Source organism: Chloroflexota bacterium, from assembly GCA_020850535.1.
Classification (GTDB): Bacteria; Chloroflexota; UBA6077; order UBA6077; family JACCZL01; genus JADZEM01.
In genome coordinates this window covers 35,315-51,552 of record JADZEM010000116.1, presented here as the reverse complement: position 1 = coordinate 51,552, position 16,238 = coordinate 35,315, and the positions used below count along the sequence as shown (strand labels likewise).

Below are 16,238 nucleotides of genomic sequence, written 5' to 3'. Positions count from 1 at the left end.
CGCTTCAGCAGAGAGATTGACGGGGGACGTGTCGCTGTGAGCAAGGGCTCGCCGCTGCGGATCCTGCTCGTCGACGAGTCGCCAGGAGCCGAAGCCCGCGTTTCGGACTGGATCTGTGGGGATCTCCCGCTCGCCGAAGTGCACCAGGCGCCCGGCGAGGCTGCGCTCTGCGAGGCACTGGCCCATTGCCAGTTCGACGTGGTCATTACCGAGTCGCGCCTGTCCTGGACGGACGGACTGGGCGTGCTCGACGCCGTCCGCAACGCGCGACCAGAGCATCCGGTCCTGATGCTGACCGAGTACGGCGACGAGGATCTGGCCGTCTCGGCGCTGCAGGCCGGCTTTGACGCCTACCTGCGGAAAGGGCCTGACCAAAGCGGGCGGCTGGCTGCGGCGGTCAGCGCCGCGCTCAAGACGGCGGACGAGCGGGCTGCCCGCCGACGCGCGGAACAGGCGCTTTTCGAGAACGAGGCGCGTCACCGGGTGATTGTCGAGGGTGCGTCGGACGTCATCGTCACGATAGACGTGCACGGCATCATGGAATCGGTCAATCCGGCGGTGATGGCCGTCTTCGGGTACGAGCCGCGTGAGCTGATCGGAAAGAACGTCTCGATGCTGATGCCGTCAGCCATCGCCGTCGAGCATGACGGCTACCTGGCCCGTTATCTCGAGACCGACGAGCCGCACATCATCGGCATCGGGCGGATCGTCGAGGGGCGGCGCAAGGACGGCGCCGCCGTCAAGATCGATCTTGCCGTCAGCGAGATCCGACTGGGTGGCCGCCGCCTGTTCACGGGCATGATGCGCGACATCGGCGAGCGGCTGCGGGCGGAGGAGGAGCGCCTGCTGCTGCTCGAACGGGAGCGGCAGGCGATTGCCGAGACCCGCCGTGAGGCGACGGAAAAGTCGCTGATCTTGCAGCAGATGCTCGACGCGGTGATTGTCACCGACCGAGACGGGCGAATCGTCCTCGTCAATGCCGCGGCCGGGCAGGTGCTGGGCGTGGATTCCGAGCAGCTTGTCGGCCTGCCGATCCACCGTCAGTCGTGGCAGACCCTGGACGAGCAGGGCCTGCCGGTCGCGCTTGAGGACCGCCCGATCATTCGCGCATTGCGCGGAGAGCAGTTCAGCGCCGTCTACCGGATGAAGACGGCAGATGCCCGCGATCTCGTGGTACGGGCGGCGAGCGCGCCCGTGCGGGACGAGACCGGGCAGATCGCCGGCGCGGTGCACGTCGTCCACGACATCACGGACGAGGTCGCGCGCGAGCGGCAGGTTGCCCAGGGCGCGAAGCTGCGCGCGCTCGGCCAACTGGCGGGCGGCGTTGCGCACGACCTGAACCAGTACCTCGGACTGGTCGTCGGGTACGGCGACCTGGCGCTCCAGGAGCTTGAACGGCCGGCGCTCGACCTGGACAGCGTGCAGGATTCGGTGCACACCATGATTCGCGCGGCCGTCGACGGGGCCGAGGCCGTGCGGCGCCTGCTGCTGTTCGCTCGCCCGGACGCTGAGGGCACCAAGAGTCGCGTGGATCTGGACGACGTGCTGCGCCAGGTTGCCAAGCTCACGGCTCCCCGCTGGCGAGACGCGGCCCAGCAGGAGGGCCGCACGATTCAGGTGAGCCTGGAGGTCGAAGGCGATGTTGCCATCGATGGCTGGCCCAGCGACCTGCGCGAGGCCTTCACGAACCTCCTGCTCAACGCGGTGGACGCGCTGCCCGATGGTGGATTGATTCGGCTGCGGGCGGTCACGCTGGCCTCGCACGTGGTCGTTCAGGTAATCGACTCCGGGGTTGGCATGACGCCGGAAACCCGAGAGAAGCTGTTCGAGCCGTTCTTCAGCACGAAGGGTGAGGGCGGCTCCGGGCTGGGCCTCGCCATCGTGTTCGGGATCGTGGAGCGCCACGACGGCTCGATCGCGGTCCGCAGCGAGCTGGGCGAGGGAACGACCTTCGAGCTGGTCTTCCCGATCGCAGCGCAGGGGGAGCCGGCGAGGCCGCCTGACGAGCGTCCGGACGCGGTGCGCCCGCAAACCATCCTGGTGGTGGATGATGAGCCGGCCCTGGTCACGATGCTCTCGCGGATCCTGGAGTCTGACGGCCACACGGTCCTCGTGGCGATGTCCGGTGAGGAGGCGCTGTCGCTGCTGGCGACCTCCTCCGTCGACGTGGTGATCTCCGACCTGGGTATGGGGTCGGGAATGAACGGCTGGGACCTGGCCGCGGCGGTGCAGCAGCAGCCCCACCCGCCTCAGTTCATCCTGACCACCGGCTGGGGCGCAGAGATCGATCCCGACGAGGCACTGGAACGGGGCGTGCGTGCGGTCATCGCGAAGCCGTACCGCCTCCCAGACCTCCGCAAGGTGCTGCAGGAGCTGTAAGCGGGTGCGGCTGGGGCTTCTCGGGCGAACGACGGCTGCCTTGTCGGCGCGTTCGCGGCCTGTGTAGCATCCGTTCCGCGACGAGGCCACCGTCTGCGCCACGACGGCGCTCGACGGCGGCGACCTGTCGCTCGCAGCCCCGCACCGGAGCGTGACGTGTCAGTACACCCATCCGACGACGTGCAGGAGACCAGCTTGCCGGCCGTCGAGACGACGGCTGCCAAGCTGGCGCGCCTTGAGGAGCTGCGGCGTCAGGCGAGGCTAGGCGGCGGGCAGGCCCGCATCGAGCGCCAGCACAACGCCGGCAAGCTGACGGCGCGCGAGCGGCTGGAGCTGCTGCTCGACCCTGACACGTTTCAGGAGATCGACGCCCTGGTGGTGCACCGGTCCGCCGACGCGAGCCTCCCGAGATTCCTGGGTGATGGCGTCGTCACGGGCGTCGGCCGAGTGGACGGCCGCCCGGTCGCCGTGTTCTCGCAGGATTTCACCGTCTTCGGCGGCTCGCTGTCGGAGGCGTACGGCGAGAAGATCTGCAAGCTGATGGATCTGGCGACGAAGTCCGGGCTGCCGGTGGTGGGCCTGAACGACTCCGGCGGCGCGCGGATTCAGGAGGGTGTCGTCAGCCTCGGTGCGTACGCTGAGATCTTCCTGCGAAATACGCTGGCATCAGGGGTCGTGCCGCAGATCAGCGCCATCATGGGGCCGTGCGCCGGCGGCGCGGTCTACTCGCCGGCCATCACCGACTTCACGTTCATGGTCAAGGACACCAGCTTCATGTTCGTGACCGGGCCGGATGTCGTGCGGACCGTGACCCACGAGGTCGTGGACTTCGAGGAGCTTGGCGGCGCGATGACCCACAACGGGCGGAGCGGCGTCGCGCACTTCGCCGTGGACGACGAAGTCTCCTGCCTGCAGGAGATCCGTCGCCTGCTGGCATACCTGCCCTCGAACAACGTGGATGACCCGCCACGGACCCAGCCAACTGACCGTCCGGACCGAGAAGCGCCCGACCTCGACGCGATCATTCCCGACGACCCGACGCGTGCCTACGACATGCACAACGTCATCGGCGCGGTGGTGGACGACGGCGAGTTCATGGAGGTGCAGGAGCACTACGCCCGCAACATCATCGTCGGGTTCGCGCGGCTGAACGGCCGGCCCATCGGCATCGTGGCGCAGCAGCCCAGCGTGCTGGCCGGCGTCCTCGACATCGACTCGTCGACGAAGGCCGCCCGCTTCGTCCGCTTCTGCGACTGCTTCAACATCCCGCTGGTGACGTTCGTGGACGTGCCCGGCTTCCTGCCGGGCGTCGGCCAGGAGCACAACGGCATCATCCGGCACGGCGCGAAGCTGCTCTACGCCTACTGCGAGGCGACCGTGCCGAAGCTGACGGTGATCACCCGCAAGGCCTACGGCGGCGCCTACGACGTGATGTCGAGCAAGCACATTCGCGGGGATGCCAACTTCGCGTGGCCCACGGCTGAGATCGCAGTGATGGGCGTGGAGGGAGCGGTCAACATCATCTTCCGCGACCGCATCGCGAAGGCTGCCGACCCGGACGCGGAGCGCGCCCAACTGACCCGTGAGTACCGCGAGCGCCACGCGAACCCCTACGAGGCGGCGGCGCGCGGCTACGTGGACGAGGTGATCCTGCCGCGCGAGACGCGTCGGAAGCTGATCGCGGCCCTGGAAGTGGTGCGCACGAAGAGGGACACGAACCCGCCGAAGAAGCACGGGAACATCCCGCTGTGACCGGCCGACAGGGCGAGGCGGCGCGCTGATGCCGCCGTTTTCCAAGCTGCTGGTCGCCAACCGGGGCGAGATCGCCGTGCGGGTGATGCGCGGCTGCCGCGAGCTGGGCGTCCGGACCGTCGCCGTCTTCAGCGACCCTGACCGCGCGGCGCTGCACGTGCGGACTGCCGACGAGGCGTACCCGCTGGGCGGATTGACGGCCGCCGAAAGCTACCTGCGGGGCGACCGCATCATCGAGATCGCGCGGGCGGCCGGCGCCGAGGCGATCCATCCTGGCTACGGCTTCCTGGCCGAGAACCCGGACTTTGCGCAGGCGTGCGCCGACGCCGGGCTGGTCTTCGTCGGGCCGCCGCCCGCCGCGATGCGCGCGATGGGCAGCAAGACGGCCGCCCGGACGGTGATGCAGGCGGCCGGCGTCCCGGTCGTGCCCGGTACCCTCGATCCGATCCCGACGCCCGAGGAGGCCGCCAGGATCGCGGAGGGGATCGGCTACCCCATCGCCCTGAAGGCCGTCTCGGGCGGTGGCGGCAAGGGCATGCGGGTCGTCGAGCGGCCGGAGGACCTCGTCGCGTCGTTCCGGCAGGCGTCCGACGAGGCGCTGGCGGCGTTCGGCGATCCGTCGATGTACCTGGAACGGCTGGTGGTTCGGCCCCGGCACGTCGAGATCCAGATCCTTGCGGACCATCACGGCAACGTGGTGCACCTGGGCGAGCGCGAGTGCAGTGTCCAGCGCCGGCACCAGAAACTGGTCGAGGAAGCGCCGTCGCCGGCCGTTGGCCCGGAGCTGCGGGCGCGTATGGGCGATGTCGCGGTGCGGGCGGCGCAGGCCGTGGGCTACACCAACGCCGGCACCTGCGAGATGCTGCTCGACCAGAGCGGTGAGTTCTTCTTCCTTGAGGTGAACGCCCGCCTCCAGGTCGAGCACCCGGTGACGGAGCTGGTGACGGGCATCGACCTCGTCCACTGGCAGCTGCGCGTCGCGGCCGGCGAGCCGCTCGGCTTCAGGCAGGACGACGTGCAGATCCGTGGGCACGCCGTCGAGTGCCGCATCCAGGCCGAAGACCCGTTCCGGCGGTTCTTCCCTTCGACGGGCCGGGTCACCTCCGTGCGCGAGCCGGCCGGCCCCGGCATCCGAATCGATGGCGCGCTCGAACCCGGCCAGGATGTCACGCCGCTCTACGACTCGCTGCTGTCCAAGCTGATCGTCTGGGCCGAGGACCGGCCCCGCGCGCTGGAGCGGATGCACCGGGCGCTTGGCGAGTACGGCATCCTCGGCGTCAGCACGACGACGCCGTTCCACCGGTGGCTGATGCGCCATCCGCCGTTTGTCGTTGGCGACCTCGACACCGAGCTGGTGGCGCGCGAGTGGCAGCCGGCCGACAACGTACCAGACGACCTGCTGGCGCGCGCAGCGATCCTGGCGGCCCTCTCCGAGCACCTGGGACAGGGGCGTGCCGCGGCAGTGGCGGTCGCGCCGGCCGAGCCGGAGCCGCGCTGGCTCCAGTTCGCCCGACGCGCCGGGTTGCGCGTGCCATGAGCGAAGGGAACGGCGTCTCCCGACTGCTGGCCTCGACGGCGTATCGCGTCGAGATCGGCGAGCGCACCGTCACGGTGACGGTGGTGGACCGCGAGGACGGTCGCTACGTGCGCCTGGACGAGGGCGACGAGCAACGGATCGACGTCCTTGCCACGACGACTGACGGTGAGCTGTCGGTGCTGGTCGGTGGATCGGTGCTGCGGGGGCTGATCGGGCGGCAGGATGACCGCGTGACGATGGCGCTGGATGGGCAACTGGTGTCGGCGCTGGTGCTGGACGAGCGCGCCGCCAGACTCGCCAGCGCGGCCGCCGGCGGGCGGCATCGCCACGTCGAGGCGGCCGTGCGCGCGCCGATGCCGGGGCTGGTCGTCAGCATTCCCGTAGACAGGGGCCAGGTCGTGACGCGCGGGGCGACGCTGGTCGTGCTCTCGGCCATGAAGATGCAGAACGAGCTGACGGCCCCGAGCGACGGCATGGTGTCTGAGATCCTGGTCTCGCCCGGCCAGACGGTGGATCAGAACCAGGTGCTGGTGCGCCTGGAGTAGCCAGCGGTCGCCCTTCCGACCCCGACAACGTGAGCGCCCGGCGCCGGCCCCATGTCCCCCGGCTGGCTCCGGGCGCTCGATCTGCAATGGACGCGAGGGCGACGCGTCCTCAGGCCTCAGGCGCCCAGCAGGCGGACGTTGCTGGCGCGCTCACCACGGCCGCGTGGGTCCATGACGATGTCGAACTCGAGCTGCTGGCCCTCGGAGAGCGTGTCGAACACGCCGCCCGGCAGTGCCGAGTGATGCAGGAAAACCTCGTTGCCAGTCTCGGTCTTGACGAAGCCGAAGCCACGGTCGCGAATGAGTCGGGTAATCGAGCCGTTGTGCATGATACGTACTTCCCTCGCGCAGCGCGGCCCGACAGCGTGCCAGAAACAACCCACAGGTGAGCCAGAGTATGGTCTCCCCACGGCGGGGAGAGGACGGGAACGCTGCGCCCTTCCACTTCGGATGATACGGTCGGCGGGCAGCGGCCCGGGAAGATTTTCGACGCGGTTCGGGATGGCGGGGATGACGTGCCACTGGCCCGGCGCGACCTCACGCTGGCGAGGATGTCCCGACGATGACGGGACGCGCGACCCTTGGACGCGGCGTTTACGGCATGCTACCATCCTGTCAAGCCGCATTAGCCTGTGCTTATATTCAGTCGCAGCACGAGGAAAGTCAGGCGGCATGGACATCCTATGAATCGATCTCGGGCAATGCGAACTGTCGTTGCCCTGGTGGTGGCGCTGGTGGTCGCGGTCGTCGCGCTGCCGGCGCTTGGCGCGGTGGCCTCGCCGCTCAAGCAGAACGTGACGCTCACGCTCTACAACGCCCAGCATGTGCCGCTGGCCGAGGCCTGGGTGAGCGCCTTCACGCAGGAGACCGGCATCAAGGTGGAGATCCGGTCTGGCCGCGACCTCGAGCTGGCGAACCTGATCGTGCAGGAGGGGTCCGCCTCGCCGGCCGACGTGTTCATCACCGAGAACTCGCCCGCCATGAGCGTTGTCGGGCAGGCCGGACTGTTCGCCCCGGTGGACACCGAGACGCTGGCCCTGGTGCCGCCACAGCTCTCTTCGGCCTCCGGCGACTGGGTCGGCATCGCCGCGCGGACCACGGTGTTCGTGCACAACCCGAGCCTGCTGCCGGTGTCGTCGGTCCCAGCCTCGATGCTTGACCTCGCGAACCCCGAGTGGAAGGACCGCTTCGGCATCGCGCCGACGGGCGCGGACTTCCAGGCGATCGTTAGCGCCGTGCTCCAGCTCAAGGGCCCCGAGGTGACCGAAGCCTGGCTGCGCGGCCTCAAGGAGAACGCGAAGGTCTACACCGGCAACCGCGCCATCATGACGGCTGCCAACAAGGGCGAGATCGAGGGCGGCATCATCTACCACTACTACTGGTACGGTGACCGCGCCGAGTCCGGCCAGAACAGCGGCAACGTCGAGCTGTACCACTGGATGGGGAAGGATCCCGGCGGCTTTGTCAGCGTGTCGGGTGGTGGCGTGCTGAAGTCCAGCAAGAACCCGGCCGAAGCGCAGAAGCTGTTGCAGTACATGGCGAGCACGGCCGGCCAGAAGATCCTCTCCGACAGCAACGCCCTCGAGTACGCCGTGGGCCTTGGCTCGCCGTCGCATCCGTCCCTGAAGCCGCTGAGCGAGCTGGATCCGCCGGTGGTGGACCTGTCGCAGCTCAACGCGCCGCTGGTCATCGAGTTGATGCAGAAGGCAGGCCTTCTCTGAGTTCTGCCGTTCTGACATCCTCGCCGTCAGCGCCCGCTGCGACCTCCCCGTCGCAGCGGGCGGCTCTCGTTGGCCGGCGCGGCCTGGCTGCCCCCTCGGTGCTGCCGCTCGCCGGCCGGGCGCTGGCGATCCTCACCGCCCTGGTCACGCTGATCCCGCTGTTCTACGTCGTGGTGTACACGGTCTCGACCGGCTGGGCGACCTCCTACGAGCTGCTGGTGCGCCCGCGCGTCGGCGAATTGCTCTGGAACACCGTTCGCCTTGAGGTGGCCGTGGTGGCGGCCAGCGCGCTGTTCGGCGTCCTCGCCGCCTGGCTCACCGAGCGGTCGTCGCTTCCGTTGCGGTCGATGTGGAGCGTTCTGCTGGTCGCGCCGTTGGCGATCCCGTCGTTCGTCCACAGCTTCGCGTGGGTCTCGCTGACCTCGGCCGTCGAAGGGTACGCCGGGGCCGTGCTGATCGTCACGCTGTCGCACTATCCGTACGTATACCTGCCGGTTGCCGCCGCCTTGCGCGGCCTGGATCCGCGCCTGGAGGAGAGCGCCCGCTCGCTGGGCTTCGGGCCGTGGCGCACCTTCTGGGCCATCGTGACGCCACAGCTGCGGCCGTCGCTGCTGGGCGGCATGCTGCTGGTGACGCTTCACCTGCTGGCCGAACTCGGCGCGCTGGAGATGCTGCGCTTCCCGACCTTCACCACGGCGATCTACGACCAGTACCAGTCCACCTTCAACAGCGCTGCCGCCAACATGCTGGCGAGCGTCCTGGTGACGGCCTGCGTGCTGGCGCTCCTGGCCGAGCTGACGCTGCGCGGGCGGGGACGGTACGCGCGGATCGGCGCGGGGACGCCTCGGCCGGCGACACGCGTGCGGCTCGGGCTGCTCGCGCCGGTCGTGCTGGCTGGCCTCCTGCTGGTCGCCGTGCTCTCGCTGGGCCTGCCGCTGGCGATGCTGGCCTACTGGGTGGCCATCGGCTCGTCAACGGCGATCCGGCTGCCGCTGCTCGTGCAGACCACGCTCAGCTCGATCTCGCTCGGGCTGGCCGGCGCGCTCATCGCGACCGCGCTTGCGACGCCCGTCGCCTGGCTGGCGGTGCGGCGGGGCGGCCTCCTCAGCACGCTAACGGAGCGCGCAACCTACGTCGCCCACTCGCTGCCGGGCATCGTCGTGGCGCTCTCGCTGGTGGCGATCACCATCCGCGTGGCAAAGCCGATCTACCAGACCACGCCGTTGCTGCTCACGGCCTACGTCATCCTCTTCTTCCCGCTGGCGCTGGTCAGCATCCGGGCGGCGCTGGCCCAGGTGCCGCCGGTCCTGGACGATGTCGGCCGCTCGCTGGGCAGCGGTCCGTTCGGGGTGCTGCGGCGGGTGACCTTGCCGCTGATCTGGCCCGGCCTCGGGGCGGCCGTCGCCCTGGTGTTCATCGCCGTGTCCACCGAGCTGACGGCCACGCTGCTGCTCTCACCCATCGGAACGCAGACGCTGGCGACGCGCTTCTGGAGCCACGCCGAGAGCATCACCTACGGCGCGGCGGCGCCGTACGCTGCTATGATGGTCGCGATCTCTGCGCCGATGACGTACCTCGTCACGCGGCGCGCAGGTTTCGGCCGGAGTTGATGCTCGATCTCCTCGTTTCGCAACTCACGAAGTCGTTCGGCGAGCATCAGATCCTTCACGGCGTCGATCTGGCGGCGCCGGCTGGTACGCTGACGGCGATCCTCGGGCCGTCCGGCTGTGGCAAGACGACGCTGTTGCGGCTGGTGGCCGGCTTCGAGTCGCCGGACAGCGGCGAGATCGTCCTCGGGGATCAGCCGCTCTTTGCCAGTGGGCGGTCCGTCCCGCCGGAGCGCCGGCAGATCGGCTACGTGGTGCAGGAGGGTGCGCTCTTCCCGCACCTGACGGTGGCCGAGAACATCCGCTTCGGTCTGCGCCTGCCGAAGGATGCCGCTCAGCGGCGTGCGCTGGAGCTGCTGGAGATGGTGGGCCTCAACACGACCCTGGCCGCTCGCTACCCGCATCAGCTTTCCGGTGGCCAGCAGCAGCGCGTCGCACTGGCCCGCGCGCTGGCCCCCGCTCCGAAGGTCGTGCTGCTGGACGAGCCGTTCGCGTCGCTCGACGCCGGCCTGCGCGACAGCACCCGCCGAGCCGTGGCCGAGCTGCTGGCGCAGACCGGCACGACCGTCATCCTGGTCACTCACGATCAGGCGGAGGCGTTGTCGCTGGCGCAGCAGGTCGCGATCATGCGGCAGGGCCGGCTGCTCCAGATCGCCAGCCCACACGACCTGTACCGCCACCCGGTCACCGCCGAGGTGGCGGCCTCCATCGGCGAGACGGTCGTGCTGCCGGCCGTTGTGCATGACGGGCAGGCGACGTGTGCGCTGGGGAGTCTGCCAGTTCAGGCCGGTGCGCCGACCGGGCCGCGCGAGATCCTGCTGCGACCGGAACAGCTTGCGATGCATCCGGACGCGCAGGATGCCGGCACGCCCGCGACGGTTCGTTCGGTGACCTTCTACGGGCACGAGTCGCAGGTGCGGCTGGAGCTTGCCGATGGCACGCAGGTGACGGCCCGGCCGGCCGGCCACGCCACGCCGGCCGTGGGGGAGCAGGTTGGCGTGGTGGTGCAGGGCGCGGCGCATGCGTTTGCAGACGCACCCGCCGCACCGGGCGCCGGTGCGCGAACAGCGGCCGGTTGACGGGCGGCCAGGGGTACGTTGCCGGGCGGCCACGGTGGCGGGGTAGCGCCCGGACGCGGTAGCATCGCTCTGCCCAGCATCCTGGGCAGTCCGACGCGAGGCGAAGGCGTGCATTCGCGTCTGGGTAGGCCGCGAGTGACACCTGGACGCCGGTCCAGCAGGCTGTAGCTGCTGCGGGGCGCGGCGCGACGAAGGGGTGGGAGCCAGTGAAGGCTGAGATCATTGCCGTCGGAACCGAGCTGCTGCTCGGCGAGATCCTCGACACGAACTCGCAATACCTCGCCCAGCAGCTGACCGGGCTGGGCATCGACCTCTTCTACGTGACCCACGTGGGCGACAACATGGGCCGGCTGAGCGGCCTGGTGCGGCAGGCGCTCGACCGTTCGGACGTGGTCATCATGACCGGCGGCCTCGGCCCGACCGAGGACGACCTGACGCGCGAGGCCATCGCCGCCTGCCTGGGCGAGGAGATGACCGTGCGGCCGGAGCTGGAGGAGGTGCTGCGCGGCTGGTACGCCAAGCGCAACCGCCCGATGCCGGCCATGAACATCAAGCAGGCGACGCTGATCCCCTCGGCCAGCGCCATCGACAACCCGATTGGCACCGCGCCCGGCTGGTTCGTCGAGAGCGACGGCAAGAAGATCGCCTGTATGCCGGGCGTCCCCCACGAGATGAAGAAGATGTGGGAGGAGCAGGTTGCACCGCGCCTGGGGATGGGCGGCGGCGGCGTCCTGGTCACCCTGACGCTCAAGACGGTGGGCATCGGCGAGTCGAACGTGGCCGAGGTCGTGCAGGGGCTGATTCACAACCCGAACCCGACCCTGGCGACCTACGCCAAGCAGGATGGCGTCCACCTCCGCATCGCCGCCAAGGCCGAGACCCGCGACAAGGCGAACAGCATGATCGCGGACTTCGAGGCGCAGGTGCGGGATCTGACGCACCACTGGATCTACGGCATCGACGACGAGACCCTGGCGGGCGCGATCGGCAAGCTGCTGGTCAAGCAGGGCCTGACCGTCGCCACGATGGAGTCGGCGTCGGGGGGGCTGCTGGCCAGCTACTTCACGGATACGCCGGGCTGCTCGGACTGGTTCGTCGGCGGGACGGTCGCCTACTCGGCGGCGGTCAAGGTGGCCTCTGGTGTACCGCAATCCACGATCGACGCGCACGGGACGGTGGCCTCTGAGACGGCGCTGGCGATGGCGACCGCCGCCCGCAAGACCCACGGCGCGAGCGCTGGCCTGGGCATCACCGGCGTGGCCGGCCCGAGCGAGGTCGAGGGGAAGTCGGTGGGCACGTTCCACATCGCGCTCGATTTTCAGGGGCAGACGCGGGTCGTCGATTCGCACTGGTCCACGACGCGGTCGGAGCTGAAGCGCCGGTCCGTGTTCGACGCGTTGTACATCCTGTGGCGGGCGCTCGAAGATCGCGAGGAAGCGGCGGCGGCAGGAGTCGGGGGTGTCGGACGGGCGTGAGCGTCTGACGCCGCGCGTCCGCCGCGTCCTGGCGATGGCCGAGGATGAGGCGGTCGCGCTGCGGCAGTCCGAGGTTGGGACGGAGCACCTGCTGCTCGGGCTGCTGCGCGAGGGGCGGGGGCTGGCGGCGCGCGCCCTGCATCAGCTTGGCGTCGAGCCAGCCGAGCTGGCGCAGCGCATCCGCGCGCGGCTCGCTCCGGCGTCGTTCGGCCCCGATGGGCCGATCGAGCTTGGCCCCGGCGCACAGGCGGCGCTCGCGATGGCCCGAACCGAGGCCGCCCGCCTCCACCACGACTATGTGGGTACGGAGCACCTGCTGCTCGGGCTGCTGCGCGACGGTGAAGGCCCGGCTTTCGTCACGCTCTCGGGCGTCGGCGTGACGCTGGCGAGCGCGCGGCAGCAGGTCATCGCGATCATGAATGAGTCCACGCCGGAGCTGCCGGGTGGACGGTCTGAGAGCATCGCCATCCTGCGCGGGCGGGGCCGCGGCGGGCGGACGAGTGACGCCGGCTCCGATGACGTGGCGGACCTCGCCCCCGAACGCTGCGGACACTGCGGACGGCTGCGACGCTCGGAGTGGCGCTACTGCCCGTTCTGCGGCGAGCGCTGGCCCTACTGCGACCGGTGCGACCACCCGGTGCCGGCCCTGGCGGGTGTACGATTCTGCCCGCGGTGCGGCACCATGCTGCCAGACGACGAGCACAGGTAGGCGGGCGGTCCGCGCTGGCGGGCCGGCCGCGGAAGGGACCACGGCGGCGTGAGCGAAGATCGGGCGTCCTGGGAGGCTTCCGTCCTGCGCAAGGCGCGCGAGCGCGCACCCGAGCGGCGCGAGCGGTTCGAGACATCGTCCCAGATCCCGATTCAGCCCCTCTACACCGCCGACGACCTGGCGGACTGGGACTCCCAACGGCAGATCGGGTTTCCAGGGGAGCCGCCGTACACGCGTGGCGTCCAGCCGAACATGTACCGTGGCCGCCTCTGGACGATGCGCCAGTACGCCGGGTACGCCAGCGCCGAGGAATCGAACGCACGGTACCGGTACCTGCTGGAGCGCGGCCAGACCGGCCTCTCGGTGGCGTTCGACCTGCCCACGCAGATGGGGTACGACTCGGACCATCTCATGGCCGAGGGCGAGGTCGGGAAGGTTGGGGTAGCCATCGACTCGCTCGACGACATGGAGCTGCTGTTCGCCGGCATCCCGCTGGACCGCGTCAGCACCTCGATGACGATCAACGCGACGGCTCCGATCCTGCTGGCGCTCTACGTGGCCGTCGGCAAGAAGCAGGGCGTCCCGCTGTCGAAGCTGAGCGGCACCGTCCAGAACGACATCCTCAAAGAGTTCATCGCCCGGGGCACCTACGTCTACCCGCCGGCCCCGTCGATGCGGCTGGTCACGGACGTCTTCGCGTACTGCACGCAGGAGCTGCCGGCCTGGAACTTTATCAACGTCAGCGGTTACCACCTCCGCGAGGCCGGCGCGACCGCCGTCCAGGAGCTGGCCTTCACCCTGGCGAACGCCATCAGCTACTGCGAGCATGCCGTCGCGGCGGGGCTGCCCATCGACCAGTTCGCTCCGCGCCTCGCCTTCTTCTTCGACAGCCATAACGAGCTGTTCGAGGAGGTGGCGAAGTTCCGGGCCGCGCGGCGGATGTGGGCGAAGATCACCCGCGAGCGCTTCGGGGCGACGAACCCGCGCTCGTGGATGCTGCGGTTTCACACCCAGACGGCCGGCGTGACCCTCCAGGCGCAGCAGATCGAGAACAACGTGGTCCGCGTGACGATCCAGGCGCTGGCCGCCATCCTGGGCGGGACGCAGTCGCTCCACACCAACGCGCGTGACGAGGCGCTGGCGCTCCCCACCGAGGAGTCGGCCAAGCTGGCGCTGCGGACCCAGCAGGTGCTCGCCCATGAGAGCGGCGTGGCCGACGTCGTCGATCCGCTGGCAGGCTCGTACTTTGTCGAGTCGCTGACAGACCAGGTGGAGGCGGCTGCCTGGCGCTACATCGAGCAGATCGACCAGCTTGGCGGGGCGCTGCGGGCCATCGAGCATGGATACGTCCAGGCCGAGATTCAGGAGAGCGCCTACCGCTTCCAGCAGGAAGTCGAGCGGAACGACCGGGTGATCGTCGGGGTCAACCGCTTTGCCGACGAGGAGGTCGGCGCCACCGCCGAGATCCTCAAGGTCGATCCCGCCGTGCGCGACCGGCAGATCGCGCGGATCCAGGCGCTGAAGGCTCGCCGCGACGAGGCCGAGGCGCAGGCGAGGCTGGCGGCGCTCGAAGCGGCGGCGCGCAGCACCGAGAACACGATGCCCCGCATCCTGGCGTGCATCGAATCGCTGTGCACGCTGGGTGAGATCTCGGATACGCTGCGGCGCGTCTTCGGCGAGGCGACCGAGCTTGGCGCGCTCTGAACCGACGATGCTCCGCTGAGTCGCACGATCCGGAGCGCGCCGAGCGTCCGGCAGACGTATAATTCTGGACAGATTGTGGTCCCTGCCCTCGTAGCTCAATCGGACAGAGCGGCGGCCTTCTAAGCCGTTGGTTGGGGGTTCGAGTCCCTCCGGGGGTACCACTGGCGGCGCTGACGCGCTCAGGCAGCCGCGTCGGGCAGGCGCTTTCAGGCGGGCGCTCCGGGCAAAGCGGGCCGGCCGCGAGCGAATCGGCTCACCCTGGAACCAGGACACAGTACAGCCCTGGCCCCCTTCTTGCACGGTACGATTATTCGACACCGTCTAACTATTCGCTCGTTGACGATAACGGGGAATGACGACCTTCGTGTCATGAATCTTGCGTAGTGGGGTAGGTAGACGCAGGAGACGGCGCAGGGGGCGCCGTGCTGCGAGAATCGGAGGACAGGCTCATGCACACGCTTGTGCGGGCGCTCATCGTGGCGCTGCTCATCGGCGGTTCCGTGTTCTGGGTACCAACGGCGGCCACCATCGCGGCCACGCCGTTTGGCGACGGTTCGTCATCGGTCCGCAGTCCCGCGCTGGCCGACAACGACGACAACAATGACGATGATGACAACAATGAAGACGATGACAATGCTGCCGACGACAACGGCAACGACAATGCTTCCTCGGATGACAACGGCAACGACAACTACTCGGACAACGACAACGACGTGAGCACGTCGCCGTCGTCGGACGTGCCAACCGACACGTCGAGCGTAGGCGCGAACGTGCAGAACGGCGACCTGACCATCGAGCTGTGGCGCTCCGACGAGCGGCCAGTCTACAACCGGTCGTTCATGATCGCCGTGAAGGGCGATGGCGCGCCGATTGAGCGGGTCTGGTGGTGGGCCGAGGGGCCGGGCGGCAACGGCGGCGACGATCTGGCGCACATCGGCGTCCAGAGCTTCGACTGCGGCGGCTCGCAGCCCTGCAACCCCAACTGGACCGTGGTGGCGCGCAACGTGGGCTTCTACAACATCCACGCCCGCGTCCGGGACACGTCCGGCCGCGAGGTTCAGACCGACTGGTACGTGCTGGTGTCGGAGAACCCGCGCTCCGGTTGATCGCTGACCCGGTTACCAGCGCGTCGCACCGGACCCCCGGGCGGCGCACCTTACACGAGGGGTGGGAGTCCGATCGGCTCCCACCCCTCGTGTGCTGATGATCGCGGCACGGCGAGCGCCGTCACCAGGCCGGCTCGGCGCCGGCCGTCGCGTAGCCCGTGGGCTTCATCAGGCGGGCGGACCGAGGATCGCGCTGCTCTGGTGCGTCGGTGGGTGGCGCATCAGTGGGCAAGGTCAGGTGTATCGCCATCGAGGCGGGCGGCGGCGTGAGCGGGCTGGTCGTGGATGGTGTGGTCGGCGTGGCATCCGCCATGGGCAGGCTCACGATCAGGGGACGGTCATCCGGGGCGTGCGGCTGCCACTGTGCGCTGTACGCCGCTCCCGAGCGCCCCTGCGCGAGCTCGGCGTCCAGGCCGCCGATGTTTGCCGGCGAGGCCGAGGGCATCAGCAGGGATTCCGCGAGCAGGTACGCGCCGCCGAAGCTGCCGACGAAGCCCAGGGCGATGCTCGACAGAAGCAGGCGAAGGTCGGTGTTCATGCTTCTGGAAACGCTCGACGGATGACGACGTCGTGAACGTGTCGCCACACCACCATGACAGCACGTCCCGGCCTGGCGGGGCCCGG

General features: G+C 69.5%; 13 protein-coding genes and 1 tRNA gene. 12 read left to right on the top strand and 2 right to left on the bottom strand.

The genetic code is table 11. The features are described 5' to 3' along the window. Positions 1-36: 36 nt before the first annotated feature. The 4 genes from IT306_15970 to IT306_15955 all read left to right on the top strand — a co-directional run bounded on the left by IT306_15970 (position 37) and on the right by IT306_15955 (position 6,213). Positions 37-2,379, top strand: coding sequence for a PAS domain S-box protein (locus IT306_15970; GenBank protein MCC7369925.1), 2,343 nt, complete (start codon positions 37-39; stop codon positions 2,377-2,379). A 195-nt stretch (positions 2,380-2,574) separates the two neighbouring features. Next, positions 2,575-4,131: an acyl-CoA carboxylase subunit beta gene (locus IT306_15965; GenBank protein ID MCC7369924.1), complete on the top strand. Its 1,557-nt coding sequence runs from the start codon at positions 2,575-2,577 to the stop codon at positions 4,129-4,131. Between the two features lie 28 nt (positions 4,132-4,159). Further along, a complete protein-coding gene (locus IT306_15960) occupies positions 4,160-5,668 on the top strand; it encodes an acetyl-CoA carboxylase biotin carboxylase subunit (GenBank protein ID MCC7369923.1) in 1,509 nt (502 codons plus the stop codon). Continuing rightward, complete coding sequence (locus IT306_15955) at positions 5,665-6,213, top strand: hypothetical protein (GenBank protein ID MCC7369922.1); 549 nt, start codon at positions 5,665-5,667, stop codon at positions 6,211-6,213. The genes IT306_15960 and IT306_15955 overlap by 4 nt, the downstream gene beginning before the upstream one ends. Before the next feature lie 116 nt (positions 6,214-6,329). On the opposite strand, the gene IT306_15950 is transcribed toward IT306_15955, so the two are convergent. Then, the gene (locus tag IT306_15950; GenBank protein MCC7369921.1) at positions 6,330-6,542 is read right to left on the bottom strand and encodes a cold shock domain-containing protein; all 213 of its coding nucleotides are present in this window, start codon (positions 6,540-6,542) and stop codon (positions 6,330-6,332) included. Between the two features lie 372 nt (positions 6,543-6,914). Here IT306_15950 and IT306_15945 point away from each other — a divergent pair, with 372 nt between their 5' ends. The 8 genes from IT306_15945 to IT306_15910 all read left to right on the top strand — a co-directional run bounded on the left by IT306_15945 (position 6,915) and on the right by IT306_15910 (position 15,614). Next, a complete protein-coding gene (locus tag IT306_15945) occupies positions 6,915-7,934 on the top strand; it encodes an extracellular solute-binding protein (protein MCC7369920.1) in 1,020 nt (339 codons plus the stop codon). Between the two features lie 83 nt (positions 7,935-8,017). Beyond that, positions 8,018-9,544, top strand: a complete 1,527-nt coding sequence (locus tag IT306_15940) for an iron ABC transporter permease (GenBank protein MCC7369919.1) — start codon at positions 8,018-8,020, stop codon at positions 9,542-9,544. Continuing rightward, a complete protein-coding gene (locus IT306_15935; protein ID MCC7369918.1) occupies positions 9,544-10,620 on the top strand; it encodes an ABC transporter ATP-binding protein in 1,077 nt (358 codons plus the stop codon). The genes IT306_15940 and IT306_15935 overlap by 1 nt, the downstream gene beginning before the upstream one ends. 206 nt (positions 10,621-10,826) lie before the next feature. Continuing rightward, a complete protein-coding gene (locus tag IT306_15930; protein MCC7369917.1) occupies positions 10,827-12,095 on the top strand; it encodes a competence/damage-inducible protein A in 1,269 nt (422 codons plus the stop codon). Beyond that, positions 12,079-12,804: a hypothetical protein gene (locus tag IT306_15925; GenBank protein MCC7369916.1), complete on the top strand. Its 726-nt coding sequence runs from the start codon at positions 12,079-12,081 to the stop codon at positions 12,802-12,804. The genes IT306_15930 and IT306_15925 overlap by 17 nt, the downstream gene beginning before the upstream one ends. Positions 12,805-12,852: 48 nt before the next feature. Continuing rightward, positions 12,853-14,508 (top strand): methylmalonyl-CoA mutase family protein, encoded by a 1,656-nt coding sequence (locus IT306_15920; GenBank protein MCC7369915.1) that lies wholly within the window; start codon positions 12,853-12,855, stop codon positions 14,506-14,508. 84 nt (positions 14,509-14,592) lie between these two features. Further along, a tRNA-Arg gene (locus IT306_15915) sits at positions 14,593-14,669 on the top strand. Between the two features lie 288 nt (positions 14,670-14,957). Further along, positions 14,958-15,614: a hypothetical protein gene (locus tag IT306_15910; protein MCC7369914.1), complete on the top strand. Its 657-nt coding sequence runs from the start codon at positions 14,958-14,960 to the stop codon at positions 15,612-15,614. 121 nt (positions 15,615-15,735) lie between these two features. On the opposite strand, the gene IT306_15905 is transcribed toward IT306_15910, so the two are convergent. Then, positions 15,736-16,152, bottom strand: coding sequence for a hypothetical protein (locus tag IT306_15905; GenBank protein MCC7369913.1), 417 nt, complete (start codon positions 16,150-16,152; stop codon positions 15,736-15,738). Between the last annotated feature and the right edge of the window lie 86 nt (positions 16,153-16,238).

Coding starts and splice junctions, on each gene's coding strand:
- IT306_15960 (MCC7369923.1), top strand. CDS start 4,160: ATGCCGCCGTTTTCCAAGCTGCTGGTCGCCAACCGGGGCGAGATCGCC.
- IT306_15955 (MCC7369922.1), top strand. CDS start 5,665: ATGAGCGAAGGGAACGGCGTCTCCCGACTGCTGGCCTCGACGGCGTAT.
- IT306_15950 (MCC7369921.1), bottom strand. CDS start 6,542: ATGCACAACGGCTCGATTACCCGACTCATTCGCGACCGTGGCTTCGGC.
- IT306_15945 (MCC7369920.1), top strand. CDS start 6,915: ATGCGAACTGTCGTTGCCCTGGTGGTGGCGCTGGTGGTCGCGGTCGTC.
- IT306_15935 (MCC7369918.1), top strand. CDS start 9,544: ATGCTCGATCTCCTCGTTTCGCAACTCACGAAGTCGTTCGGCGAGCAT.
- IT306_15910 (MCC7369914.1), top strand. CDS start 14,958: ATGCACACGCTTGTGCGGGCGCTCATCGTGGCGCTGCTCATCGGCGGT.
- IT306_15905 (MCC7369913.1), bottom strand. CDS start 16,152: ATGAACACCGACCTTCGCCTGCTTCTGTCGAGCATCGCCCTGGGCTTC.